The organism is Sphaerimonospora cavernae, from assembly GCF_042435035.1.
In the GTDB taxonomy this organism is placed as follows: domain Bacteria; phylum Actinomycetota; class Actinomycetes; order Streptosporangiales; family Streptosporangiaceae; genus Sphaerimonospora; species Sphaerimonospora cavernae.
The window spans coordinates 31,797-57,280 of record NZ_JBHMQT010000041.1 but is presented as its reverse complement, the minus strand read 5'-3'; the positions used below and the strand labels follow the sequence as shown (position 1 = coordinate 57,280).

The following is a 25,484-nucleotide window of genomic DNA, read 5'->3' as shown; positions in this document are numbered from 1 at the left end:
CTGGTGCTCGCTAGGTGTATGTCTCCCCTAGGTGACACCAAAGGGCATTCGGGGGGAGAACCTGTTCCGTGACCGAAGGACCTACCCAGCCGTGTCCGTTTCAAATCTGACCGAGAGCCAGCGGCGAGCCGTCGACGAGCTGTTTCGTCGGCTCGCTCCCGTGGCCGACGAACTCGGCGAGCTGTTCGTGGCGCGCGGGCACGAGCTGGCCCTGGTCGGCGGCTCCGTGCGTGACGTCTTCCTCGGCCGCATCGGCAACGATCTCGACCTGACGACGGACGCCCGTCCGGAACAGGTGCTGGAGATCGTCAAAGACTGGGCCGACGCGGTGTGGACGATCGGGATCGACTTCGGCACCGTCGGCGTCCGCAAAGGCGGCTGGCTGCTCGAGATCACCACATATCGCACCGAGTCGTACGATCCGGCGTCGCGCAAGCCCGACGTGGAGTACGGCGACACGCTCGACGGCGACCTCGCCCGCCGTGACTTCGCGGTCAACGCGATGGCGGTCCGGCTGCCGAGCCACGAGTTCGTGGACCCTCACGGAGGGCTGCCCGACCTCGCCGCGAAGGTGCTGCGTACGCCGGCCAGCCCGGAGCAGTCGTTCGACGACGACCCGCTGCGCATGCTGCGGGCCGCCAGGTTCGCCTCACAGCTCGGCTTCAGCGTGGACGCCGGAGTGGTCGAGGCGATGGCCGAAATGGCGGGCCGGATCGAGATCGTGTCCGCCGAGCGCATCCGGGACGAACTCGACAAGCTGCTGCTGGGGGCGCGGCCGCGAGCCGGGCTGTCGCTGCTCGTCGAGACCGGTCTGGCCGCCCACGTCCTGCCCGAGCTGCCGAAGCTCCGGCTGGAGATCGACGAGCACCATCGGCACAAGGACGTCTACGAGCACACGCTGATCGTGCTCGAGCAGGCCATCGGCCTGGAGACCGGCGGCCCGGACCGGGTGCTGCGGTGGGCCGCGCTGCTGCACGACATCGGCAAGCCGAAGACCCGCCGCAACGAGCCGGGCGGCCGGGTCTCGTTCCACCATCACGAGGTGGTGGGGGCGCAGATGACGAAGAAGCGGCTGACCGAGCTGCGCTTCCCCAAAGACGTCGTGGCCGACGTGTCGCGGCTGGTGGAGCTGCACCTGCGCTTCCACGGGTACGGCACGGCGGGGTGGACCGACAGCGCGGTCCGGCGGTACGTGCGCGACGCCGGGCACCTGCTGGAGCGGCTGCACAAGCTGACCAGGGCCGACTGCACGACCCGCAACAAGCGCAAGGCGGCGGCGCTGTCGCGGACCTACGACCAGCTCGAGGAGCGCATCGCCCGGCTGGCGGAGGAGGAGGAGCTCGCCAAGATCCGGCCGGAGCTGGACGGCAACGAGATCCAGGAGATCCTCGGGCTCCCCCCGGGCCCTGTGATCGGCCAGGCCTACAAGCACATGCTGGAGATCCGCATGGATGAAGGGGTGATCGGCAAGGAGGCCGCCCGCGAGTCCCTGCTCAAGTGGGCCCGCGACAACGACCTCCTGCCATGATCACCCTGATGTGGCGGCGGTGACCATGGCTTTGGTGATGGTCGTGATGTCGTCGGGGGTGCAGGCGTAGGGCGGCATCGTGTAGATCAGGTGGCCGAACGGTCGGAGCCAGACGCCCTGGCGCATCACGATGTCCTGAATTTTGGCGACATCGACGGGGTCGACCATCTCGATCACCCCGATCGCGCCGAGGACCCGGACGTCACGCACCCCGGGGTGCCCGGCGGTCGGCGCGAGGCCGTCGAGCAGCCCGGCCTCGATCCGCTTGACCTCCTCCCGCCACGGACGCTCGCCCAGCAGGTCGAGTGAGGCGCCGGCGACCGCCGTCGCGAGCGGATTGCCCATGAAGGTCGGCCCGTGCATCAGCACGCCGATGGCGTCGGCCACCGGCGCCGTGCACAGGGTCGCGGCGAGCGTCAGGTATCCGCCGGTCAGCGCCTTGCCCAGGCACATGATGTCGGGGCGGATCCCGGCGTGGTCGCAGCCGAACAGCTCCCCGGTGCGGCCGAAACCGGTCGCGATCTCGTCGGCGATCAGCAGGATGCCGTGCTCGTCGGCCAGTTCGCGCAGCCGCCGCAGGTAGGCCGGGTGATAGAAGCGCATGCCTCCGGCGCCCTGCACGATCGGCTCGACGATGATCGCGGCCAGCTCGCCCGCGTGCGCCGCCACGAGTGCGGACAGCTCCGCCAGGTAGGCCTCGTCGTACCCGGCCGGTGGAACAGGTCCGAAGACGTGGCTCGGCAGCACGCCGGAGAACAGGTGGTGCATGCCGTTCACCGGATCGCAGGCCGCCATCGCGCCGAACGTGTCGCCGTGGTAGCCGCCCCGGACGGTGAACAGCCTGGTCCGGCCGGGGTGGCCGGTCGACGCCGCGTACTGCAGGGCCATCTTGATCGCGACCTCGACGGCCACCGAGCCGGAGTCGGCCAGAAAGACGCGGTCCAGCCCGGTCAGCTCGACCAGCGTCCGCGCGAGCCGTACGGCGGGCTCGTGGGTGAGGCCGCCGAACATGACGTGGGCCATGTCGTCGAGCTGGTCGCGGATGGCCTGGTTCAGCCTCGGGTGGTTGTACCCGTGGATGGCCGCCCACCACGACGACATGCCGTCGACGACCTCCCGGCCGTCCGTGAGCGTGAGCCGTACGCCATGGGCGGCGCGGACCGCGTGCACGGGCACGTGGGACGGCACCGCCGCGGGCACGCCGGACGGCACCGCGGTGTACGGATGCCAGACGTGCTCGCGGTCCAGTCGCAGGATGTCCTCAGCTTCCACGGCACCCACCCTAACCTGGGCGTACGTTCCGACCCTGGTGGATGCGTACGGCGTCAGGCGGTCTGACGTTCAGTCGGCGACGACGGCGGGCTCGCGGGGGCGGCGGCAGGGACGATCAGCCGGTAGGCCAGGGCGCCCAGCAGATAGCAGACGCTGATCACGCCCAGCGCCAGGTAGGACCTGCCGTCCGGTGGCAGCATCGCAGCCGCCAGCGCTGCGCCCATGACGGTCGTGACGTTGAACAGCATGTCGTAGATGGAGAAGATCCGGCCGAGGTAGGCGTCGTCCACATCCCGCTGTACGACGGTGTCGGCGCAGATTTTCACGCTCTGCCCGGCGACGCCCAGCAGCAGGCCCGCGACGATGAACGCCCACTCATGGAAGGTCGCGAACAGTGTGAACTCCACCACCCCGCAGGCGGTGAGCATGGCGGGAACCCACGTCTCGATCCGGAACCGGTCGGTCGCCCACGGCGTGACCGGCATGGCCAGGAAGAAGCCGACGCCCGTCGCCGCGCCGACCAGCGTGATGCCCTTGAGCGCGGCATCCACGTCGTCGGTCGTGAAGTAGTAGCGATAGAGCATGACCGCCATCGCCAGCGACATCCCGAACAGGAGCCGGTAGGTGGCCATGGCGCCCAGGGTCGCGGCCGCTCTGCGCCGCCGTACGACATGCCGGGCGCCGTCGGCGAGGCCGCGCAGGACGATCCGTACGGCTTCGCCGGCCGGGGGTCGCGCCGCGTCGTACGCCGGCCCGAGCAGGGAACGCTCCATGGTCGCCGCGATGATCGCGGACAGGCCGAAGGACAGGCCGGAGATCACGAGCAGTGCCGCCGTGCCCCCGTGACCCGAACCGAAGATCAGGCGGAGCAGGAACGCGACGCCCATGCCGACGGCGGTGAGGACCGTGCCCGACGTGGGGGTGATGGCGTTGGCCATGATGAGTCGTTCCGGCGGCACCACGTGGGGCAGTGACGCCCCGAGCGCCGCGAGGAAGAACCGGTTCACGGCGAGCACGGCGAGGGCCGCGCCGTAGAAGGCCTCGTCCGGGACGCTCAAGGCCACCAGACCGGCCGTCAGCAGCAGCAGTGTTCCCCGCACGAGGGGCGCGACGACCAGGATCTGCCGCCGCGACCAGCGGTCGATCAGGACGCCGACGAAGGGCCCGAACACGCTGTACGGCAGGAACAGCACGGCCATGGCCACGGCCATCTCGGCGGCCGTGGCCTGCTTTTCCGGGCTGAAGAACGCGTAACCCGCCACCGCGAACTGGAAGATCCCGTCCGAGAACTGCGACACGAGACGGGTGCCGAAAAGCCGGCGGAAGTCCCGGCCCTCGAGGAGCACGCGCAGATCCGAGACGAAGGACACGCACACAGCCTACGCGGGCGATCAGGTCACGGATATCGGGAACATCCCTGAGATGAGAACATGATCACGTAGTCTCGGAGGCGTGACCGCTGACGAACATGTCGTACTGCTCGACGGTGAGGGCAACCCGATCGGCACCGCTTCCAAGTGGACGATCCATGGCGCCGAGACCCCGCTCCATCTCGCGTTCTCCAGCTACGTCTTCGACGAGCACGGGCAGGTGCTGCTGACCCGGCGGGCCGGGCACAAGCTCACCTGGCCGGACCAGTGGACCAACAGCTGCTGCGGGCACCCGCTGCCGGGCGAACCGGTCCGGTCGGCGGTGATGCGCCGGCTCTCCTTCGAGTTGGGGCTGCGGGTGGACTCCGTCGATCTGCTGCTGCCACGCTTCGCCTACCGCGCCGTGATGGACAACGGGATCGTGGAGAACGAGATGTGCCCCGTCTTCCGTGTCCTCGCCTCGTCGGATGCCACGCCCAACCCGGAGGAGGTCGGCGCGGCCCGCTGGCTGCCCTGGAAGCAGTACGTCGACGAGGTCCTGAGCGGCGACATACCGATCTCCCCGTGGGCCGGGGAGCAGTTGCCGCTGCTCGTCTCGCTCGGCCCCGACCCGCTGGCCTGGCCGGTGGCCGACCCGGCAGATCTGCCGTCGGCCGCCCGTCTCTGACAGCCCCGTCTCTGAGGCACAGCAACAGAAACGCCCCGGCTCGGGCTGAGCCGGGGCACCGTACGGCACGGCGGCGTGGTTCAGCGCTCGGCCTCGCCGCGGATGAACTTCTCGACCGCTTCACGGGCGGCGTCGTCGGAGTACTGCTCCGGCGGCGACTTCATGAAGTACGACGAGGGCGACAGCAGCGGCCCGCCGATCCCCCGGTCGAGAGCGATCTTGGCGGCGCGCACCGCGTCGATGATGATGCCGGCGGAGTTGGGCGAGTCCCAGACCTCCAGCTTGTACTCCAGGTTCAGCGGGGTGTCGCCGAAGGAACGGCCCTCCAGGCGGACGTACGCCCACTTGCGGTCGTCGAGCCACGGCACATGGTCGGACGGGCCGATGTGCACGTCGGCCTTGGCCATCTCGTGCGGGATCTGCGACGTGACCGACTGCGTCTTGGAGATCTTCTTGGACTGGAGGCGGGTGCGCTCCAGCATGTTCATGAAGTCCATGTTGCCGCCGAAGTTGAGCTGGTACGTGCGCAGCAGCTCGACCCCGCGGTCCTCGAACAGCTTGGCCATCACGCGGTGGGTGATGGTCGCGCCGACCTGGGACTTGATGTCGTCGCCCACGATCGGGACGCCGGCCTCGGTGAACTTGGCCGCCCACTCCGGGTCGGAGGCGATGAAGACGGGCAGGGCGTTGACGAACGCCACCTTGGCGTCGATCGCGCACTGGGCGTAGAAGCGGTCGGCCTCCTCCGAGCCCACCGGCAGGTAGGAGACCAGGACGTCGACCCGGGCGTCCCTGAGTGCCTGGACGACGTCCACCGGCTTCTCGTCGGACTCCTCGATGATCTCCTGGTAGTACTCGCCGAGACCGTCGAAGGTGGGTCCGCGCTGCACGGTGACGCCGAGCGGCGGCACGTCGCAAATCTTGATCGTGTTGTTCTCGGAGGCGACGATCGCCTCGGAGAGATCTCGGCCGACCTTCTTGGCGTCCACGTCGAACGCGGCGACGAACTCCACGTCTCCGACGTGATAATCGCCGAAGCGCACGTGCATCAGGCCCGGCACTCGGCTGCTCGGATCCGCGTCCCTGTAGTAGTGGACACCCTGCACCAGCGAAGCGGCGCAGTTCCCCACGCCGACGATGGCTACGCGCACCGAACCCATAGCACTCGCTCCTTTACTTATCCATCAGCCTCGGGCGAGTCCGCCCTCTGATCTCTGTCCTGCACGGCTCGCGCGGGATCCGCGGCCTCGCCGGCGGCGCTGCTCCGCCGTTCCGAGTCGATGAGCTCGTTGAGCCAGCGGACCTCCCGTTCGACCGACTCCAGTCCGTGGTGCTGCAACTCGAGGGTGTAGCGGTCGAGCCGCTCCCTTGTGCGGGCCAGCGCCGTACGGACACGTTCGAGTCGTTCCTCCAGGCGGCTGCGGCGGCCCTCGAGAATGCGCAGCCGTACCTCCGCCTCGGCATGGCGGAAGAAGGCGAAGTGGATGCCGAAGCTCTCGTCCTCCCAGGCGGACGGACCCGCCTGGGTGAGGAGTTCGTGCAGCCGCTCCTTGCCCTCCGCGGTCAACTTGTAGACGATCTTCGATCGTCGGCCGAGGACGGTGTCCTCCGGAGGCTCCTCCTCCGTGATGAGGCCGTCGCCCAGTAGACCGCGGAGACACGGGTACAGGGACCCGTAGGAGAACGCACGGAACATCCCGAGCAGGGTGTTGAGCCGTTTACGCAGCTCATAGCCGTGGAGCGGGGTCTCGTGCAGCGATCCCAGGACGGCGAGCTCGAGAAGAGCGCTTCGTGAACCGGAGCCCGTCACTGGAACCACCTCCTATGCCTGACCGATGTATCGAGCCGATACATCGGCAGAATACGTCGGCGCGTTATATAGCGCAACGTGTCAACGATTGGGCAGGATTCAGCAAATCGCCGTAATCTGACCACTTATGGGGAAGCAGTGGTCAGCCGAACGGGTCGGGTGGGACGGGCCGGTGGGGCACGCCGACACCGGCGACCGGATGGCCGCCCTCGACGACGCCCGCCGCGATCGAAACCACAACTACAGACCTCTGCCCGGCGCACATCGCTTTCAACGTGAGCAATGTCACACCGACCTATCGGGACGAATCGCCGCACCTGGTGGACCAGGTCGCCGTCGCCGCACCCCATATCCCGTGGCGGCGAAAGTACGGTGAATCCCAAGTCTCCATACCGGAGGTCTGACATGGTTGTTCCAGGAACCACCTGGCGGTCTCGTTCGGCCTCTCCGGCAGCCGATCCCCGGGCTCCTCTCTGCAGGGCGACCCCACCTTCAGGAGGAACTCCCACCGGCCCTCGGCCGACATCGACGAATTCCCCGAAGACCTGACGAGGACGCGTGACTAACAGCAGCTATGGACCGGAGCCGACCGGCCGCCCCGAGGATCCCTCGGGCCCCGACGGATCGCCCCGACCCGGGCGCCGCCGTCGCACGCCCCGGGAAACCGACGAGTACGGAGATCCCTCCGCCGGACGCGGCCGAGACCCTCGGCCACCACACCCTCGGCAGCCCAATCCCCAGCAGCCCAATCACCAACACGAGGGGCAGCCGACGGCCCGCCATCCCCGTCCCACGCCCAACCCCCATCCCAACCCCCGGCCCAATCCAGCGCCCAGCCCCCGTCCCGCACCCAATCCGCAGGGCCCGTCACATCCCCAGGCCGCTCTCCCGCAAACGGGCCAGCGTGCCGTACGGCCCGGCATGCCGCCCCGGCAGGCGCCCGGCGGCCGTCGCATGGACGCGGCGTTCGAGGACACGGCGGCCATGAACGCGGTGGCCATGAACGCGGCACCGCCGCCTCCACCGCAGGATCGGCAGGGGCGACAGGGCTCGGGACGCCCTCCGGAGCCGGCTCGGCGCCCCGGCCCGGGCGGCAGGCCCGGTGGCGGCCCCGGTGGTCCTGGCGGCACGGGTGGTGAGGAGCGCACCCAGATCACCGCGCAAGGGGCGATGGGGATGCCCCCCGGCGGCGGTCCCCGGCGAGAGTTCGGGGCGCAGGAGACGGAGATCATGTCGTCGGGTGGGCGGCGGCGCAGACCCGGACGTGGCCGAGGTGGCTCGGAGGGTCCGGACGGCCCCGGCGGACCGGGTGGGCGCGGACCGGAGGGTCCCGGTGGCCGTGGCCCCCGAGACCCGGGTGGCCCGGACGGTCCCGATGACTTCGAGGACGACGAGAAGCCGCGTCGCTCCGGCTGGAAGCGCTTCGTCCCGAGCTGGAAGATCGTGCTGGCGAGCTGTGCCGTGCTCACGGCCGGCGTGTTCGGCATGATCATTGTCGGCTACATGAACACCGACCTGCCCTCGGAGCGGGACGCACAGGAGACCGCGATCTCCCAGGGGAGCGTCTTCTACTACCGGGACGGCACGCCGATCGCCCGAATCGGCACCAAGCGGACCAGGATCTCGATCGACCAGGTGCCCCAGCACGTCAGGGACGCGGTGGTCGCCGCGGAGAACCGCAGCTTCTACGAGGACTCCGGGATCGACCTCACGGGCATCGCCCGGTCGGTGTGGATGACGGCCACCGGCCAGCAGACCCAGGGCGGCTCCACCATCACCCAGCAGATGGCCCGCAACTACTTCGACACGCTCAACCGAGATGTGACGATCAAGCGGAAGGTCACCGAGATCTTCATCTCGGTGAAGCTGGACAAGGAGTGGTCCAAGGACAAGGTCCTCGAGTACTACCTGAACACGGTGCCCTTCGGCCGCAACACCTACGGCATCGAGGCAGCGGCCAAGGAGTTCTTCCGCAAGAGCGCGAAGGACCTGACCGTGGCCCAGGGGGCCTACCTGGCCGGCCGCATCCAGCGGCCCGGCGACTTCGACAAGCAGGAGGACGCGGGAAACTTCGCCGGCACCCAGGAGCGGTTCAGCTACGTCATCAAAGACGGCATGGCCCACATGACGGATGAGAACGGCAAGCTCAAGTATCCGGACATCGCGGCCACGGCCAAGTTCCCCAAGCCGAAACCGCAGCGGGTGTCCGAAGCGTTCGGCGGCCTCAAGGGTTACATGATCAGCGAGGCCATTCATGAGCTGAATGATCGGGGCATCGACCGCGACAGGGTCGAGAACGGTGGATTCAAGATCTACACCACGTTCGACAAGAAGCTCATGCAGGAGGCAAAGAAAGCCGTCAAGGGCGTCACGTCGGGCATGTCGAAGGAGTTCCACGCGGGTCTTGCCGCCGTTGATCCCAGAAACGGCCAGGTCCTGGCGATCTATGGGGGTGACGACTACCTCACCGACCCCTGGAACGAGCCGTTCGACTCCAAGAAGCAGGCGGCCTCGGCGTTCAAGCCGTATGTCCTGGCGGCCTGGCTGGAGGCCGGCTACAGCCTCAACAGCTGGCTGCCCGGCAACCAGACCGTGCCGAAGGAACTGCCCGGTCAGGCCAAGGGCGGCATCACCAACGGCCACTCCGTTCCGCCGGCGATCGACGCCATCTACGCGACCTCGCATTCGATCAACACCGCCTTCGCGTCGATGGCGTACCGGCTGGATGAGGTTAACAACACGATCGGCGAGCTCAGCGCCGTGAAGCAGATCGTCGAGGAGGCGGGGCTCAACAAGAACCGGATGGAGAAGGACATCGCGGAGCACAAGTATCAGTTCTCCATCGGCAGTGCCCTGGTCACCCCGGTCGAGCAGGCCGCCGGATATTCGATCTTCGCCAATCAGGGCAAGCATGTCGACTACCACGTGATCAAAGAGGTCAAGCAGGGCAAGACGGTCGTCCTCACAGAGAAGAAGGACGTCAAGCACGTCATCTCTCCCGACTCGGCCGCCGACGCGGTCGTGGCGATGGAGCAGGTCCTCAAGGGCGGTACCGCGGCGGGCAAGGGGATCGGCCGTCCGGCCGCGGGTAAGACCGGCACCAACAACGACGAGAAAGAAGCTTGGTTCGTCGGCTTCACCCCGCAACTGTCCACCGCCGTGGGCATGTACCGGGAGCAATGCAAGACGAAGAGCGGAAAGATCGTCCAACCGATACATGCCAACTGCCCGGTCACGCCCAACGGCAAACCCAGCAAGAAGTACAGCGAGGCGAATCCTTACTCCAAGCCCTTCGAGACGTCGTTGGGGTTCGAGGGTGCGGGTCCGCCGACCAGCATCTGGCGTAATTTCATGATGGCGGCCCATGAGGGCAAGCAGGTCGAGCAGTTCCCGCCGAAGGCGGGGATCGGCATGCCGGAGAACATCGCGCCGAGTCCGACGCCGACTCCGGAGCCGACGGACGAATTCCCCACGGACGAATTCCCGACCGACGACTTCCCGACCGACGACTTCCCGACGGACCCCCCGCCCGGGCCCAGCGATTCTCAGTGCCTGCCGGACGATCCGGCATGCGGCGACGACGGTGTCCTGGAACTCCAGAGTGAGGGCGGCCGGCCCTTCGGCGGTGACCAACCGGTCGGGAACGGCGCTCCCGCCGCGGTCGCGGCCACGCCGGTCCAATCGACGGGCAAGCGCAGGGGCAGCGCCGGGTAGCGCCGGGTAGGCCGCGAGCACCCGCTCCCGATGTGAGGGGGCCCACGGAAGCGATGCCGTGGGCCCCCTCTCATGCCATGCCGAGCGGCACGCACCGGGGATCTCCAACGGCGGAGGTCGCCAAGCGGTGGTCATTGATGGTGCAATACCGACCATGACGACCCGGACCACCACCCCCCCTGGCCCGCTGCCCGGATTCGCCGCGCGGATGGAGCCGTACCTGCCTCTCGCGCTTCTCGCGGGGCTCGGCGCCGTGCTCGCATACCTGTGGAAGTGGCCCTGCCGGTTCGGCGGCGTCTGGAACGGCGGCGCCGGGCAGTACACCCACTACTGCTACACGGACATCTATCCGCTGTTCTGGGCGGAGCACCTCAACGAGGGCAAGATCCCCTATGTCGATTATCCGGTGGAGTATCCGGTCGGCATCGGGGCGATCATGGAGTTCGGGCGGCGGCTCGCGGGCGGCGACGGCGTGCGTTTCTACGACGTCACCGTGCTGCTCATGGGCCTCTCGCTGATCGTCGGGGTGGTGTTCATGGCGGCGCTGGCCGGGTCGGGACGCCGCTGGGACGCGCTGTGGTACGCCGTCAGCCCGGCCGTCATCCTCACCGCGTACATCAACTGGGACCTCGCGGCCGGTGCGCTGGCGCTGGGCGGTCTGCTGGCCTGGGCCAGGAAGCTGGAATATCTCGCCGGAGTGCTGCTGGCGCTGGCGGTGGCGACGAAGTTCTATCCGCTGATGTTCCTCGGCGCGCTGTTCCTGCTCACGGTCCGTACGGCCAAATGGCTGCCGTTCCTGAAGACCGCGGCGGCGGCCGCCGGGACGTGGCTGCTGGTGAACGTCCCGGTCATGGTGATCAACTTTGAGGGCTGGAAGAGGTTCTACTCCTTCAGCAGCGAGCGCGGCGCCGACTGGGGGGGCCTGTGGTTCTTCTTCCAGGCGAAGCAGTGGGGCATCCTCGCCGACGCCGAGAAGCTGAACACGATGGCCATGGCCGCCCTGGCCGTACTGCTGCTGGGAGTGGCCGTGCTCGCCCTGGCCGCGCCGCGCCGCCCGCGTCTGGCGCAGCTGTGCTTCCTCGCGCTCGCCGCCTTTATGATCACGAACAAGGTGTGGTCGCCGCAGTATGTGCTGTGGCTGGTGCCGTTCGCCGTGCTGGCCAGGCCCAGGTGGGGGGCGCTGGTCGCCTGGCAGATCGCCGAGTGCTGGTACTTCTTCTCGATCTGGCTCTATCTGACCGGCCGGATGCCGGAGTTCGCCGAGCAGGGCATCGGCGACACGCCGTACTTCCTGTCGATGTGGGCGAGGGCGATCACGATCGTCGTACTGATGGCACTCGTGGTGTGGGACATCCTCCGTCCCGAGCACGATGTCGTACGGCAGTCCGGCGTGGACGACCGGTCCGGCGGAGTGTTCGACGGGGCCGAAGACCGCCTGACCCTGCGTTCCCTCATCAGGCCGAGTTCGGTAGCGCCGGCCATGAATCTTTCATCCGACTCTCGGTAGCCTGAGAGGAAGGCTCGCTGCGGCCGGGGAGCGGCGGGGGAACTGATGCGGGGGCGGGGCCGCCGGTGCGAAACAGGCGTTCACAGCGTCGGTTATGGGGACGATCAAAGGGCCGATCACGGCGGGTGCCGTGGTCGGTTCTCGTGGTGTGGGCGCTCACCCGGACAGTGCTGTTCCTCGCCGCGACGCAGGTCATCCCGGTCGGTCACGAGGGGGCGTTCGCGAACGACGTCAGGCTCTACCGTGACTGGTCGCAGGTCCTGCTGGGCGGGGAGTTCCCGGCCGGGGACGAGAAGTGGCAGTACCCGCCGTTCGCCGCGCTGCCCATGCTCGCGCCCCACCTGCTCCCGTTTGGTTATCGGACCGCGTTCCATCTGCTGGCCATCCTGTTCGACCTGGGCACCCTGCTTCTGCTGTGGCGGTTCTCCGTACGGCAGGCCGGCAGCCGTACGAAGGTGGGCCTGTGGGCCTGGACCATCGGGGCCGCGCTGCTTGGGCCGCTACTGATCTCCAGATATGACCTGATGGTCACCTTCGTCGCGATCCTCGCGCTGACGGCGTCGGCGGATCCGGCCGTACGGGGATCGTTGATCGGGATCGGGCTCATCATCAAGGCGTGGCCGGTCGCGCTGCTCGCCGGGCTGCGGCGCTGGCGGGAGCTGCTGACCGCCTCCGGGTCGATGCTCGCGGTCTCCGCGGTCGGCTGCGGCATCGCCGTACTGGTGATGCCGCACGCGCTCGACTTCCTCACCGCGCAGCGGGAGCGCGGGCTGCAGATCGAGTCCCTGGCGGCGACGCCGTTCGCACTGGCCCGGGCACTGGGCTGGTGGGACGGCTTCACCACCTACCAGCACGGTGCGATGGAGCTCGTCGGGCGGGGCGTCGGGACGGCGGAACGGGTGAGCCTGATCGCGACCCCGCTGGCGCTGGCGCTGCTGGTGGTGTGGTGGCTCCGGGCGGCCCCGACGGCGAGGTCTTTCTACGACGCCGCGCTGACCGCCGTGCTCTTCCTCGTGCTCACCAGCAGGGTCCTGTCCCCGCAGTACCTGACCTGGGTGATCGGCATCGCGGCCGTCGTGCTGACCGTGCGCTCAGAGAGGCGGGGCCCGACCCAGAGGCCGGCCGCCTGGCTCGTGCTGGTCGCGGCGCTGCTCACCGGGATCATGTATCCCTGGGTGGAGGAGGACTACAGCTGGAGCGGTGAGCTGCCCGGAACCCTCGTGCTGGTCGTCCGCAACCTGGTGCTCGTCGCCGCCGCGATCGTGTCGTTCACCCAGCTGTGGCGCAGCACCCGCCGACGCCGGGCGGTCGTCGTCGAGCAGGAAGTGGCAGAGCTTCTACCCACTCGATGAGCGTCGCAATCCACCAAGTCTGTCCACAGCCTGTGGACAACCACCCCCTCCCGGGTGATGTGGAGCTAGAGGTGCTTGCGTAGGAAAGCGATGTCGTCGGCCTGGCCCTCGAACGGGGTCTCGACCACGATCGGGGCCCCGGCCGCGCGGCAGACCTCGAGGATGTGCTCGGGGTCGATCTGACCGGCCCCGAGGTTGGCGTGGCGGTCCGCACCGGAGTCGAAGGCGTCCCTGGAGTCGTTGCAGTGGATCAGGTCGATCCGGCCGGTGATCGCCTTCACCCGGTCGACCAGCCCCACGAGCTCCTCGCCGCCCGCGTGGAAGTGACAGGTGTCGAGGCAGAAGCCGACGACCGAGGGGTCCGACGCGCCGGAGGTGGCCGCGTCCCAGAGGCGGGCGATCCGGTCGAGCTTGCGCGCCATGGCGTTGCCGCCGCCCGCCGTGTTCTCGATCAGCACGGGGATCTCGCACTCCATGCGCTCGAATACCTTGCGCCAGTTGTCGAACCCGACCTGGGGATCGTCGCCCGCGTTGACGTGCCCGCCGTGGACGATCAGGCCCTTGGCGCCGATCGAGGCGGCGGCCTTCAGATGGCCGTCGAGGAGCTTGCGGCTGGGGATCCTGATCCGGTTGTTGGCCGTCGCCACGTTGATCACGTACGGCGCGTGGATGTAGACGTCCACGTCCGAGCCGCGCAGAGCGGCGGCGGAGGCCGGGACGACCGGTCCCTTCCACCCCTGCGGGTCGCCGAGGAAGAACTGCACGACGTCGGCGTTCCTGGCGGCCGCGTGGGCCAGCGGGTCGTCCTGGTCGACGTGGGCACCGATGCGCTGTGGTCGCTGTGACGTCGTCACTTCTTCCCCTGTTCGTTGTGGAGGGAGGTGCGGAGGTCGCCGCTACCGGTCCGGTCCGCCGGGCGGGATTCCCGCGGGCGCCGACGTACCGGGAATGTTTCACTAAGGCACATGAGGGCAGCCGCCAACTCACCACCGACAGATGAGCCGATGATACTAAGGAGACGGGCGTGAGATATCGGTTGAGCAGCTTCCTCCTACTCGTCTACCTCCTGGTCGGTGTCTACGTCGCGTGGGTCCACCACTACCTCACCCCGGCCCTTCTCAAGCAGGTCGCGCAGGCCCTGTTGGCGATCTTCCTGTGGTTCCTGATCCTTCTCGGCGTGGATCTGCACGTCGGAGGCTGACCGACGAGCCCGGTGTCCCCGGCCCGGCCTCAGACGTGCGGAACGAAGCCGCCGTGCGCGACCCCCAGGGCCATCCCCACGAACGACGTCACCACTCCCGCGATGATGAGGCATCGCTGGGCGGTGGTGACCGAGATGTACTGCACGTAGAGGCCGCCCCAGAACCCGAGCGCGCCCACCCAGGACGCGAAGATGTGGCTGTCGACGATGAACCCGGTGACGAAGGCCATGATGCCCAGCATGAGCGTGGCGACCGTCAGGAAGTTCGTCAGCGGATGCCGCCCGCCGTCCGTGTTGAGAGTGAAACGCGATGACGGCCTCTCGGTGGGGCGGGTTGTGACCTGTCTCATCTGAGACACCCCCTCTTACCTTGCGGTTCGGCTCACCTTCCAGTGTGGGCTCAGGACGGCGTACGGCCAAGGGGCTGGTAGCCTTGACCGACTGCGCATGGTATGAGCGGCGGGAAACATAAGCCGCCGCCCGGCCCCGCGCGGCGGATCCTCCTGTCACGGCAAGGCGTCGTGACCGCAAGAGTCCAGAGGAGGTTGGATTCGGCATGCGTCGTTACGAGATGATGGTCATCCTCGACCCGTCCCTCGATGAGCGCACCGTGCAGCCCTCGCTCGACCAGTTCCTGGCCGTCGTACGCAACGACGGCGGCAGCGTGGAGAAGGTCGACGTGTGGGGGCGCCGCAAGCTGGCCTACGACATCGCCAAGAAGGCCGAGGGCATCTACGCCGTCGTCGACCTGACCGCGGAGCCCGCCACGGTGAAGGAGCTGGACCGCCAGCTGAACCTGAACGAGGGCATCCTCCGCACCAAGGTCATGCGGCCCGAGCTTCACTGACCAGTGCCGCCAAGCCCGACAAGTTTGTCGGGGGGTAGCCGTACGCTGGGCCCTTGAACGGGTCGGCGCACGGGATAGGAAGGCTAAAGCGACCGATGGCAGCAGGCGACACCCAGATCACCATCGTCGGCAACCTTGTCGACGACCCCGAGCTGCGCTTCACCCCGACGGGGCAAGCCGTGGCCCGGTTCCGCATCGCGTCCACTCCGCGGTTCCTCGACAAGCAGACCAACGAGTGGAAGGACGGCGAGGGGCTGTTCCTCACCTGCAACGTGTGGCGGCAGGCGGCGGAGAACGTCGCCGAGAGCCTGCAGCGCGGCATGCGGGTCATCGTGCAGGGACGGCTGCGCCAACGGTCGTACGAGACCAAGGAAGGCGAGAAGCGCACGGTCTACGAGGTCGAGGTCGACGAGGTCGGCCCGTCGCTGCGCAACGCCACGGCGAAGGTCAACAAGACCTCCCGCCAGGGCGGCGGCTTCGGCGGCGGCCCGGCGAACGACCCGTGGGCGTCCGCGACCCCCGCGCCGCAGGGCGGTTACGGCCAGGGTGGCGGAGGTGGCGGCGGGTTCGGCGCCCCCCAGGGGGGCGGCGGCGGATTCGGCGGCGACTTCAGCGACGAACCGCCCTTCTGATCATCGCTCTTCTCATCTTCATCACATACCGACAATCCGAGCGACCATTCCCGCGTGACGCGGGGCTCTGAAAGGAGCACCACGATGGCCAAGCCGGCAGTTCGCAAGCCGAAGAAGAAGGTTTGCCTCTTCTGCCACGACAAGATCTCCTATGTCGACTACAAGGACACGGGGCTGCTGCGGAAGTTCATCTCCGACCGCGGCAAGATCCGTGCCCGCCGGGTGACGGGCAACTGCACCCAGCACCAGCGCGACGTGGCCACCGCCATCAAGAACGCCCGTGAGATGGCCTTGCTGCCTTACACGAGCACGGCGCGCTGAGAAGGGAGACCCAGGAAATGAAGCTGATTCTCACGACTGAGGTCTCCGGCCTCGGCGCTCCCGGCGACGTGGTCGAGGTGAAGGACGGCTACGGCCGCAACTACCTCGTCCCCCGTGGATTCGCGATCCGCTGGACCCGCGGCGCCGAGTCGCAGATCGCCTCCATCAAGAAGGCGCGTGCCGCCCGCGAGATCCGCGACCTGGGCTCGGCCCAGGAGGTCGCCGGTCGGCTCGGCGGGCTGAAGGTCAAGCTCGCGACGCGGGCGGGCGAGGCGGGCCGGCTGTTCGGCTCGATCACCACGGGCGACATCGCCGAGGCGGTCAAGTCCGCCGGCGGCCCGCAGCTCGACCGGCGCCGCATCGTGATCGATAATGCGATCAAGAGCGTCGGCACCCACCGGGTCAGCGTCAGGCTGCACCCGGAGGTCGTCGCCAACCTCGATGTCGAGGTCGTCGCCGGCTGATCCTCCGTCGGAAGTGTTCGCCGAACACCCGGCCTGATCACCGTCGGGCCCCTCTCCGATCTCCGGAGGGGGGCCTCGGTCGTTTCCGGGGGGACCGGGGACGGACTCGGGTATTGCCAAAACGCTACTATCTTCCCAGCTAAATTTACGGATTCCGTGGAAGATCGTGCTGTTGGAGGCTGTGATGCGCCGTTCCCCCGTGCGCCGTCGACCCGTGCGCCGTGCCGCCGTGCTTCTGGCGCTCGGCGGCCTCACGCTGGCCGCCGCCGCATGCGCGCCGGCCTCCCAATCCTCGGACGGCCAGCCGTCCGCCGCCGGCGATGGGACGGGTACGGCCGCCACGGCGAGCTGCGCCAAGGACGGCCTCACGCTCGTCACCCCCGGCAAGCTGACCATCGGCACCGACAAGCCGGCCTACGAGCCGTGGTTCAAGGACGACGACCCCGCCAACGGGCAGGGCTTCGAGAGCGCGGTGGCGTACGCCGTCGCCCAGAAGATGGGCTTCACCAAGGACGAGGTCGCCTGGGCCGTCGTCCCCTTCGACTCCTCGTTCGCCCCCGGGCCGAAGAAGTTCGACTTCGACATCAACCAGATCTCCATCACCCCGGAGCGTAAGAAGGCCGTCGACTTCAGTGAGGGGTACTACACCGTCAAGCAGGGCGTGGTCGCCCTGGGGAGCTCCAAGTTCGCCAAGGCCGCCACCCTGGCCGAGCTCAAGGACGCCAAGATCGGAGTCCAGGTGGGCACCACCGCGCTGCAGGCGGTCCGGCAGGTGATCCGGTCCGGCGTCGATCCCAGCGTGTTCAACCAGCAGATCGACGCGATCAACGCGTTGAAGAACAAGCAGATCGACGCCATCGTCGTGGACCTGCCGACCGCCTTCTACGTCACCGCCGCCCAGGTGGAGGGCTCGAAGATCGTGGGTCAGTTCGCCGCCCAGTCGGACAGCCCCGAGGAGTTCGGTCTGCTCTTCCAGAAGGGCAACGGCCTGGTCACCTGTGTCGACAAGGCGCTCGGTGAGCTCAAGGCGTCCGGTGAGCTGGCCGGGATCGAGAGCCAGTGGCTGACCGCGGCCGCGGGTGCGCCGGAGCTGAGTTGACCGAGGAGGCGCAGCCGACCCGGGTGGAGACCGCCGCCGCCGCGCCCGAGACGAGAAGCTGGGTGAAGAGCGAGCGGCAGAGCCGCCGTGAGGCCGAGCTGAGCCGCCGGGCCCGGAGGTCGGTCTCGGTCGCCACGGCCTCCACCCTGCTCGTCGCCGTCACGGTCGTCGTGGCCGTCACCGCGTCACCGGGCTGGTTTCGGGTCAGGGAGACGTTCTTCAGCCCCGGCGCGTTCGTCGAGGCGCTCCCCGACGTGCTGCGCGGGTTCCTCCTGACCATCAAGATCTTCCTGGTCGCCGAGGTGTTCATCCTGGTGCTGGGGCTGATCGTGGCCCTCGTGCGCGGCCTGCGCTCGCCGGTGTTCTTCCCGCTGCGCGCGCTGGCCGTGCTGTACACCGACATCTTCCGCGGCATCCCCACCATCCTGCTGGTCTACCTGGTCGGGTTCGGCATCCCGGCACTCGAGCTCCAGGGCGCGCCGACCGACCCGGTGACGCTCGGCATCATCGCGCTCGTGCTGTCGTACGGGGCATACGTCGCCGAGGTGTTCCGTTCGGGGATCGACTCGATCCACCCCAGTCAGCGGGCCGCCGCGCGGTCACTGGCGCTGACCCAGGGCCAGACCATGCGCTATGTGGTGCTGCCGCAGGCGGTCCGCCGGGTGGTCCCCCCGCTGCTGAACGATTTCGTCTCCCTGCAGAAGGACAGCGCGCTCGTGGCCCTGCTCGGCCCGCTGGAGGCGCTCCGCCAGGCCCAGATCCACGCCCAGGCCTCCTTCAACTACACGCCCTATCTGGCCGCCGCGCTGCTGTTCATCGCGCTGACCGTGCCGACGGCGCGCCTCACCGACCACCTGGCGGCCCGTGTGGCACGGCGCCAGGCGGGAGGCGGTGGACGGGTGTGAGCCTGCTGAAGATCGAGGACGTCTGGAAGCACTACCACGGGCAGAGCGTGCTGCGCGGCATCGACCTGGAGGTCGCCCCGCACGAGGTCGTCTGCCTGATCGGCGCCTCGGGGTCGGGCAAGTCGACGCTGCTGCGCTGCGTCAACCTGCTTGAGGCGGTCGACGACGGCGCGATCCACCTCGACGGCGCGGAGATCACCGATCCCGGCGTGGACCCGGACGAGGTGCGCAAGCGGATCGGCACGGTCTTCCAGGCCTACAACCTCTTCCCGCACATGACCGTGCTCGACAACATCACGCTGGCGCCGCGCAAGGTCCACCGTACGCCTCGGGCGGAGGCCGAGAAGCGGGCCGGGGAACTGCTGGCGAGGTTCGGACTGGCCGACCGGGCGGGAGAGTATCCCGACCGGCTCTCCGGCGGACAGCAGCAGCGGGTGGCCATCATCCGGGCGATCGCCACCCGGCCGCGGCTGCTGCTGCTCGACGAGGTCACCTCCGCGCTCGACCCGACCCTGGTCACCGAGGTCCTCGGCATCATCCGCGAGCTCAAGGAGGCCGGGATGACGATGATCCTGGCCACGCACGAGATGGAGTTCGCCCGCGACATCGCCGACACGGTCTGCTTTCTCGACGGCGGGGTGCTGCTGGAGCGCGGCTCGCCCGAGCAGATCTTCACGGCGCCCGAGCATCCCCGCACCCGGGAGTTCCTCAGTCGGATCCTGGGCCGTCTCTGAAGAGTGCGGGTTCAGCGGCGGTGGCGGCCCCGGCCCGGCGGGGGCGGGGCCAGCAGGCTCGCGCGTCTGCCGTACAGCAGGTAGAGCAGCACAGCGCCGGCCATGCACACGGCGAAGTAGATCCAGGTGATGACCTGGAGATTGACCATCAGCCAGAGCGTGGCCAGGATGGCGAGCACCGGCACAAGGGGGAAGAGCGGGGTACGGAAGCTCGCGGGCAGTTCGGGCATCCTCCGGCGCAGCGCGATGACCCCGGCGGCCACGAACAGGAACGCGAACAGGGTGCCCATCACGACGAGTTGTTCCATCGTGAGCACCGGAGCGAGCTCGGCGAGCAGGATGGCGGCGGCACCGCTGATCAGGGACGCCGTGGCGGGGGTCTGGTGCCGGCCGGTGAGCCGTCCGAGGCTTCGGGGCAGCAGCCCGTCGCGGGCCATCGCGAACACCACGCGGGTCTGGCTGACCAGCAGCACCAGGATGACGGTGGTGAGTCCCAGCACGGCGCCGATGTTGATGACGTGGACCATGAAGTGCTCGCCGACGGCCCGGAAGGCGTTGCCGAGCGGGGTCTCCAACGAGATCTCCGTGTAGCGCACCATGCCCACCATCACGGCCGCGACCGCGATGTAGATGACCGTGGTGATCGCCAGGCTCCGGATCATGCCCTGGGGCACGACGCGCGGGGCGTCCCTGGTCTCCTCGGCGGTGGTGGCCACCAGGTCGAACCCGACGTACGCGAAGACGATGGCGGGGGCGGCGGCCAGGATGCCCAGCCAGCCGAAGGCGTGCGCCTGGCCGAAGGTCAGGCCGAAAAGCGTGCTGTGCAGCACGTCGGCGTCCCGGGCCAGCGGCAGGGGATCGGCCGGGATGCTCGCGAGGTTCGCGGCGTCGACGTGTCGTGCGCCGACGACGATGACGGCGGTGATGGCCACCAGCTTCGCCCCGACCATGACCCACAGCACGCGCAGGCCGACCCGGGCGTTGAACGCCACGACAAAGGTTAGGACGGTCAGGATGGCCAATGTGAACAGGTCGGGGCCGACGGCCTTGCCACCCAGTGCGGGCACCTGCACACCGAGGTCGGCCAGCGTCTGCGCCGCGTACAGCGACCAGGCCCTGGCCACGGACGCGGCGGCGAGCTCCAGCTCCACGATGAGCGCACAGCCGACGATCCAGGCCCACATCTCGCCGAAGACGACGTAGGTGAACGTGTACGCGCTGCCCGAGACCGGCATCGCGGACGCGAGCTCCGCGTAGCACAGGGCCACGAGGAGACTGGCGATTCCGGCGATCATGAAGGAGAGGATCACGCCCGGCCCGGCGATCGTGGCCGCCTGCCGACCGGCGATGTTGAAGATCCCCGCCCCGATCATCACGCCGAGGCCGAAGACGACCAGGTCGCCGCGCCCGTAGATCTGGGAGAGCCCCTGCTTGGCCCGTGAGCCCAGCCCGAGGACCTCGTCCGGCGGCATGCGACGCAGGACCGAGGTGGATCGTGCGTCCGGAGTGGATGACAGGGAGGACACCGGGAAGCCAATCCTGAGCGGGTCGGTTGTGGGGCGTGCATAGGCGGACAGTTACGAAACAGTGCCCCACGGGCATCAAGGGAACAAGACCCCGCGTGTCACATGGTCATCAAATCCTGGCCACTCGCCGGTCACACGCGCCGGTCAGGCCCCGGTGACCAGCCAGGCCGTGCCGTACGCCCGAATGCCCAGCGTGATCAACCGAGCGACCATCCACGCGCCGAGCGCCAGCCAGAGGGCGACCATGCTGCCGGCCACGCCGGCCAGCGCCGCGAACGGCAGGTAGGCGATGGTGGCCCACAGGCCGGCCCACGCCAGATAGCGCTGGTCGCCCGCACCGATCAGCACTCCGTCGAGCACGAAGACGACGCCGGCGACCGGCTGGAAGAGCGCCACCGGCCACAGTATGGCCAGCAGGTGCGCGGTCACTCCCGCGTTGGCGTCGAACACGCCCGGGACGAGCGGCCGGATCAGCAGCACGGCCGCGCAGAACACCACGCCGCAGGCGACGCCCCACCGGACCATGCGTGCGGTCGCGTCTCGCGTGGCGGCGGCGTCCCCGGCGCCCAGCGTCCGACCTGTGATCGCCTGTCCCGCGATCGCGATCGCGTCCAGGGCGAACGCGAGGAATGTCCAGATCCGGGCGGCGATGGTGTGCGCTCCGATCTGGTCGTCCCCCATCCTGGTGGCGATCGACGTGGCCACCAGCAGTACGGCCTGCAGGCAGGCCGTACGGATGACCAGGGCGAACCCGGCGGTGCCGGCGGCCCTGAGGCCGGCGAGGTCGGGCCGCAGTGGGGCGTTGTGCCGACGGGCGGTCCGTACCACCAGCGTGAGATAGACCGCGGCCGACAGAGCCTGGGCGGCCACCGTCCCCCAGGCGGAACCCGCGATCCCCCAGCCGAGCCCGAGAACGAACCAGAGGCTGAGCAGCCCGTTCAGCGCGAACGAGGCCACGGACACGACCAGCGGCGTCCGGGTGTCCTGCATGCCGCGCAGTACGCCGGTCCCGGCGAGCACCAGCAGCATCGCCGGGATGCCGAAGAGGCTTACGCGTAAGTAGGTGACGGCCTGTGCGGCGAGCTCCCCCGTTGCACCGAACAGGTGTACGATAAATGGTGCAAGAGGCCAGCACGCCGCGCTGACGACCAGACCGATCGCGGCCGCCAGCCACAGACCGTCGATGCCCTGGCGCATCGCCTGCCGGACGTCCCCCGCCCCCACCTGCCGGGCGACTGACGCTGTGGTGGCGTACGCGAGGAACACGCACAGGCCCACCAGGGCAGCCAGAGCCGCGCTGGCCACGCCGAGTGCGCCCAGCGCCGGATCGGGAAGGCGGCCGACGATGACGGAGTCGGTGAGCAGAAACAGCGGTTCCGCCACGAGTGCCCCGAAAGCCGGAACGGCCAGCCTGAGGATCTCTCGGTCGTGGGACCGGCCACGCCGGTCCTGTTCTGCGGCTTCCACCGCGGGCTCCGCCGGCTCATCGGTACGAGGCATGAACTCATTTTGCGGCTTACCGAGCCATGCTCGATCGGTATCAACCCGTCGGGCGACTTTCTTTCTTCCACAGGGCGTGGACGGAGAACGGCCAGGTCAGCCGCGGGTTTCGGCAGGGGCGGGAGCATTGTCCACAGGGCTGTCCCCAGTGTTCCCACAGGTGAGGGGCGAGACCTGCACATGTTTTCCACAGCGTTGTCCACGGGCGAGGTTGCCGTGGGCGGCGCGGCCCGCGAGACTGTCGGACCGGGTCGGAGCCGGTGGGCGGGGTACGGCATGAGCGCCGACAGGGGGGTGTGAGGTGAGCGTTATCGACTTCCCGGGGGGACCCGGGGAATCGGACGCGACGTTCGAGCGCACGCCACCGAGTAACATCGAGGCCGAGCAGTCGGTGCTCGGCGGCATGCTGCTGTCCAAGGACGCCATCGCCGACGTGATCGAGGCGCTGCGCGCCGACGACTTCTACCGTCCCGCGCATCAGATCATCTTTGATGCCGTCATCGACCTCTACGGCCGGGGCGAGCCGGCCGACGCGGTCACCGTCTTCAACGAACTGCAGCGGCGCGGCGAGGTCGCCCGGGTCGGCGGCGGCGCCTACCTCCACACGCTGACCGCGACCGTGCCGACGGCCGCCAACGCCGGCTACTACGCGAAGATCGTCCGAGAGCAGGCCATCCTGCGGCGACTGATCGAGGCGGGCACGCGGATCGTCTCCTACGGGTACGGCGGGCAGGGTGAGGAGGTCGACGACCTCGTCGACCGGGCCCAGGCCGAGATCTACAAGGTGACCGAGCGGCGCACGTCGGAGGACTATCTCCCGCTCTCGGAGATCATGCCGGGGGCCCTCGACGAGATCGAGGCCATCGGCAGCCGCGGCGGCCAGATGGTCGGCGTTCCGACCGGCTTCCAGGACCTCGACGCGCTGACCAACGGCCTCCACCCCGGCCAGATGATCGTCGTGGCCGCAAGACCTGCCATTGGCAAAAGCACCTTAGGTCTAGATTTCGCCCGGTCTGCTGCGATTAAGAATGGTATGGCGACCGTCGTCTTCTCGCTGGAGATGTCGCGCAACGAGATCACCATGCGACTGCTGTCGGCCGAGGCGCGGGTGGCGCTGCACACCATGCGGTCGGGCATGATGAACGACGACGACTGGACCCGCCTGGCCCGCCGGATGGGCGAGGTGGCCGACGCGCCGCTGTTCATCGACGACTCCCCGAACATGTCGATGATGGAGATCCGGGCGAAGTGCCGCCGTCTCAAGCAGCGCCACGACCTCCGGTTCGTGATCGTCGACTACCTCCAGCTCATGAGCTCGCCGAAGAAGACCGAGAGCCGTCAGCAGGAGGTCTCCGAGATCTCCCGTGCGCTCAAGCTGCTGGCCAAGGAACTGGAGGTCCCGGTCATCGCGATCTCCCAGCTCAACCGTGGTCCCGAGCAGCGGACCGACAAACGCCCACAAGTGTCGGATCTGCGCGAAAGTGGATCTATCGAGCAGGATGCGGACATGGTCATCCTTCTGCATCGGGAGGACGCGTACGAGCGCGAGTCCCCCCGTGCGGGTGAGGCCGACCTGATCGTGGCCAAGCACCGCAACGGCCCCACCGCCACCGTGACCGTCGCCTTCCAGGGCCACTACAGCCGCTTCGTGGACATGGCCACCCACTGACCCGGGCGGCGTGGTGAAACCGTCCGAGCTTCTGGTCCGACAGGGCCTCCGTGAGGTGCGGAACAACGAAGTCACCGGCTGTCGGACCCGAGGGCCGGGGCGGGACGAGTGCCGGAGCCCGTCATCCTCAGGCCGACGATGGCGTTCTGCGCCGCGAAGCTGACCGCCAGCGTGCAGAGCATCGCGCCCACGTTGGAAGCGTCCGGATGCCCGACGAGGTGGTCGACGCCGACGAGGATGACGCGCACGACCAGCAGAACGCCCCAGAGCATCAGCGTCGTACGAGAGCCCTGCCGCCACCAGGTGCCGTCGGCCTCCTGCCAGACCGCGATGGTCCGCCCACGCCAGACGCCCAGCGCGGCGGAGGCGGCCAGGCCGACCGCCAGCAGTGTGACGTCGGCGGTTGAGGTCCACTGCTCGGCCGGCATGGTCCGCATTTGCCGTCGGGCGGTTTCGGGCTGACCGGCCTCGCCGAACGCGCCGAACTGGCCGGAGGGCACCTCGACGCCGGCTCCACGCCCGATGGTTGGCGTGTCCACCTCGTCATGCCCACCCGCCTACCACAGGAGATGAGCCGGTGATCGCCGTACCCGATCGCATCAGAGTTCTGATCGCCGACGATCAGAAAGTGGTCCGTGACGGGCTCGCGATGATGCTGGGCCTGCTCGACGGCATCGAGGTCGTCGGCACCGCCGGGGACGGGGCCGACGCGGTGCGCCAGGCCGGCGCCGCCGAGCCCGACGTCGTGCTCATGGACCTCAGCATGCCGAATGTCGACGGGATAGAGGCGACCCGGCAGCTGGTGGCGGCCGGCAGTCGCACCCGCGTCGTCGTGCTCACCACGTACGCCGATGACACCTGGGTGTTCGGCGCTCTGCAGGCCGGCGCCCGGGGGTTCATCACCAAGGACGCCGGTGCGGAGCAGATCCGCGACGCGATCGTCGCGGTCGCCTCCGGCGAGGCCCAGCTCGACCCCTCGGTACAGCGGCGGCTGCTGGAGACGCTCGCGCACAGGACACCCGTGGGCGTGGGCGGGCCACCGGCGCCGCCCGACGACGGTCTGACGGCCCGCGAGACCGAGGTGCTCACCGAGATCGCGCAGGGCCTGTCCAACGCCGAGATCGCGCAGCGTCTGTTCGTCTCCGAGGCCACCGTCAAGACCCACGTCAACCACCTGCTGGCCAAGACCGGCTGCCGCGACCGCGCGGCGCTCGTCGCGTACGCCTTCCGGACCGGCCGGGCCGGGATGGACTGACCGTCGTGGTCTCCACCTCAGGGTGGAGACCACGACGCTCGGCGATCCATCCGCCACCCGATGACCGCCGCCGCGTCGACGTGCACAGTGGTTACCGCTCCGCTCGGGGGA

General features: G+C 68.7%; 24 protein-coding genes. 15 read left to right on the top strand and 9 right to left on the bottom strand.

Features of this window, described 5'->3' with window-relative positions:
* The first annotated feature begins 91 nt into the window (after window positions 1-91).
* Window positions 92-1,528 carry a CCA tRNA nucleotidyltransferase gene (locus tag ACFHYQ_RS19265; RefSeq protein WP_394302544.1) on the top strand — a complete coding sequence of 479 codons (1,437 nt, stop codon included), beginning with the start codon at window positions 92-94 and terminating at the stop codon, window positions 1,526-1,528.
* Here ACFHYQ_RS19265 and ACFHYQ_RS19260 read toward each other — a convergent pair whose 3' ends face one another.
* Both ACFHYQ_RS19260 and ACFHYQ_RS19255 read right to left on the bottom strand, forming a co-directional pair.
* Window positions 1,529-2,800 carry an adenosylmethionine--8-amino-7-oxononanoate transaminase gene (locus ACFHYQ_RS19260; protein ID WP_394302543.1) on the bottom strand — a complete coding sequence of 424 codons (1,272 nt, stop codon included), beginning with the start codon at window positions 2,798-2,800 and terminating at the stop codon, window positions 1,529-1,531. It abuts the gene before it with no gap.
* Window positions 2,801-2,853: 53 nt separating this feature from the next.
* Window positions 2,854-4,170: an MFS transporter gene (locus tag ACFHYQ_RS19255; protein ID WP_394302542.1), complete on the bottom strand. Its 1,317-nt coding sequence runs from the start codon at window positions 4,168-4,170 to the stop codon at window positions 2,854-2,856.
* An 82-nt stretch (window positions 4,171-4,252) separates the two neighbouring features.
* Between ACFHYQ_RS19255 and idi the strand changes: the two genes are divergently transcribed.
* Complete coding sequence (gene idi, locus ACFHYQ_RS19250) at window positions 4,253-4,837, top strand: isopentenyl-diphosphate Delta-isomerase (RefSeq protein ID WP_394302541.1); 585 nt, start codon at window positions 4,253-4,255, stop codon at window positions 4,835-4,837.
* An 80-nt stretch (window positions 4,838-4,917) separates the two neighbouring features.
* Here idi and ACFHYQ_RS19245 read toward each other — a convergent pair whose 3' ends face one another.
* Both ACFHYQ_RS19245 and ACFHYQ_RS19240 read right to left on the bottom strand, forming a co-directional pair.
* Window positions 4,918-5,997: an inositol-3-phosphate synthase gene (locus ACFHYQ_RS19245; protein ID WP_394302540.1), complete on the bottom strand. Its 1,080-nt coding sequence runs from the start codon at window positions 5,995-5,997 to the stop codon at window positions 4,918-4,920.
* Between the two features lie 17 nt (window positions 5,998-6,014).
* Entirely contained in the window at window positions 6,015-6,656 is a 642-nt protein-coding gene (locus ACFHYQ_RS19240) for a PadR family transcriptional regulator (protein ID WP_239089757.1), read from the bottom strand.
* A gap of 945 nt (window positions 6,657-7,601) precedes the next feature.
* On the opposite strand from ACFHYQ_RS19240, the gene ACFHYQ_RS19235 reads away from it, so the two are divergent.
* The 3 genes from ACFHYQ_RS19235 (at window position 7,602) to ACFHYQ_RS19225 (ending at window position 13,220) form a co-directional block, all read left to right on the top strand.
* A complete protein-coding gene (locus tag ACFHYQ_RS19235) occupies window positions 7,602-10,361 on the top strand; it encodes a transglycosylase domain-containing protein (protein ID WP_394302539.1) in 2,760 nt (919 codons plus the stop codon).
* 154 nt (window positions 10,362-10,515) lie between these two features.
* Window positions 10,516-11,868, top strand: coding sequence for a glycosyltransferase family 87 protein (locus tag ACFHYQ_RS19230; protein ID WP_394302538.1), 1,353 nt, complete (start codon window positions 10,516-10,518; stop codon window positions 11,866-11,868).
* A 125-nt stretch (window positions 11,869-11,993) separates the two neighbouring features.
* On the top strand, window positions 11,994-13,220 hold the full coding sequence (locus ACFHYQ_RS19225) for a glycosyltransferase 87 family protein (protein WP_394302537.1): 1,227 nt from the start codon (window positions 11,994-11,996) through the stop codon (window positions 13,218-13,220).
* Window positions 13,221-13,285: 65 nt separating this feature from the next.
* On the opposite strand, the gene ACFHYQ_RS19220 is transcribed toward ACFHYQ_RS19225, so the two are convergent.
* Complete coding sequence (locus ACFHYQ_RS19220; protein ID WP_394302536.1) at window positions 13,286-14,074, bottom strand: deoxyribonuclease IV; 789 nt, start codon at window positions 14,072-14,074, stop codon at window positions 13,286-13,288.
* Window positions 14,075-14,244: 170 nt separating this feature from the next.
* Between ACFHYQ_RS19220 and ACFHYQ_RS19215 the strand changes: the two genes are divergently transcribed.
* Complete coding sequence (locus ACFHYQ_RS19215) at window positions 14,245-14,421, top strand: hypothetical protein (protein WP_204016901.1); 177 nt, start codon at window positions 14,245-14,247, stop codon at window positions 14,419-14,421.
* A 29-nt stretch (window positions 14,422-14,450) separates the two neighbouring features.
* On the opposite strand, the gene ACFHYQ_RS19210 is transcribed toward ACFHYQ_RS19215, so the two are convergent.
* On the bottom strand, window positions 14,451-14,771 hold the full coding sequence (locus tag ACFHYQ_RS19210) for a hypothetical protein (protein WP_394302535.1): 321 nt from the start codon (window positions 14,769-14,771) through the stop codon (window positions 14,451-14,453).
* A gap of 206 nt (window positions 14,772-14,977) precedes the next feature.
* Here ACFHYQ_RS19210 and rpsF point away from each other — a divergent pair, with 206 nt between their 5' ends.
* The 7 genes from rpsF to ACFHYQ_RS19175 all read left to right on the top strand — a co-directional run bounded on the left by rpsF (window position 14,978) and on the right by ACFHYQ_RS19175 (window position 19,423).
* Entirely contained in the window at window positions 14,978-15,268 is a 291-nt protein-coding gene (gene rpsF / locus ACFHYQ_RS19205; protein ID WP_204016900.1) for a 30S ribosomal protein S6, read from the top strand.
* 95 nt (window positions 15,269-15,363) lie between these two features.
* Window positions 15,364-15,900 carry a single-stranded DNA-binding protein gene (locus tag ACFHYQ_RS19200; protein ID WP_204016899.1) on the top strand — a complete coding sequence of 179 codons (537 nt, stop codon included), beginning with the start codon at window positions 15,364-15,366 and terminating at the stop codon, window positions 15,898-15,900.
* 84 nt (window positions 15,901-15,984) lie between these two features.
* The gene (gene rpsR / locus ACFHYQ_RS19195) at window positions 15,985-16,221 is read left to right on the top strand and encodes a 30S ribosomal protein S18 (RefSeq protein ID WP_076439843.1); all 237 of its coding nucleotides are present in this window, start codon (window positions 15,985-15,987) and stop codon (window positions 16,219-16,221) included.
* Between the two features lie 17 nt (window positions 16,222-16,238).
* Complete coding sequence (rplI, locus tag ACFHYQ_RS19190; protein ID WP_394302534.1) at window positions 16,239-16,685, top strand: 50S ribosomal protein L9; 447 nt, start codon at window positions 16,239-16,241, stop codon at window positions 16,683-16,685.
* Window positions 16,686-16,869: 184 nt separating this feature from the next.
* Window positions 16,870-17,784: an ABC transporter substrate-binding protein gene (locus ACFHYQ_RS19185; protein WP_394302533.1), complete on the top strand. Its 915-nt coding sequence runs from the start codon at window positions 16,870-16,872 to the stop codon at window positions 17,782-17,784.
* Window positions 17,781-18,689: an amino acid ABC transporter permease gene (locus ACFHYQ_RS19180; protein ID WP_394302532.1), complete on the top strand. Its 909-nt coding sequence runs from the start codon at window positions 17,781-17,783 to the stop codon at window positions 18,687-18,689. The genes ACFHYQ_RS19185 and ACFHYQ_RS19180 overlap by 4 nt, the downstream gene beginning before the upstream one ends.
* Complete coding sequence (locus ACFHYQ_RS19175; RefSeq protein ID WP_394302531.1) at window positions 18,686-19,423, top strand: amino acid ABC transporter ATP-binding protein; 738 nt, start codon at window positions 18,686-18,688, stop codon at window positions 19,421-19,423. Before ACFHYQ_RS19180 ends, ACFHYQ_RS19175 begins: the two co-directional genes overlap by 4 nt.
* Before the next feature lie 11 nt (window positions 19,424-19,434).
* On the opposite strand, the gene ACFHYQ_RS19170 is transcribed toward ACFHYQ_RS19175, so the two are convergent.
* Entirely contained in the window at window positions 19,435-20,949 is a 1,515-nt protein-coding gene (locus tag ACFHYQ_RS19170) for an APC family permease (RefSeq protein WP_394302530.1), read from the bottom strand.
* A gap of 144 nt (window positions 20,950-21,093) precedes the next feature.
* A complete protein-coding gene (locus ACFHYQ_RS19165) occupies window positions 21,094-22,449 on the bottom strand; it encodes an MATE family efflux transporter (RefSeq protein ID WP_394302529.1) in 1,356 nt (451 codons plus the stop codon).
* A 301-nt stretch (window positions 22,450-22,750) separates the two neighbouring features.
* Here ACFHYQ_RS19165 and dnaB point away from each other — a divergent pair, with 301 nt between their 5' ends.
* Complete coding sequence (gene dnaB / locus ACFHYQ_RS19160) at window positions 22,751-24,118, top strand: replicative DNA helicase (RefSeq protein ID WP_394302528.1); 1,368 nt, start codon at window positions 22,751-22,753, stop codon at window positions 24,116-24,118.
* 71 nt (window positions 24,119-24,189) lie between these two features.
* Here dnaB and ACFHYQ_RS19155 read toward each other — a convergent pair whose 3' ends face one another.
* Entirely contained in the window at window positions 24,190-24,657 is a 468-nt protein-coding gene (locus ACFHYQ_RS19155; RefSeq protein ID WP_394302527.1) for a hypothetical protein, read from the bottom strand.
* 38 nt (window positions 24,658-24,695) lie between these two features.
* Between ACFHYQ_RS19155 and ACFHYQ_RS19150 the strand changes: the two genes are divergently transcribed.
* Window positions 24,696-25,373 (top strand): response regulator, encoded by a 678-nt coding sequence (locus ACFHYQ_RS19150; RefSeq protein ID WP_394302526.1) that lies wholly within the window; start codon window positions 24,696-24,698, stop codon window positions 25,371-25,373.
* Window positions 25,374-25,484 lie beyond the last annotated feature (111 nt).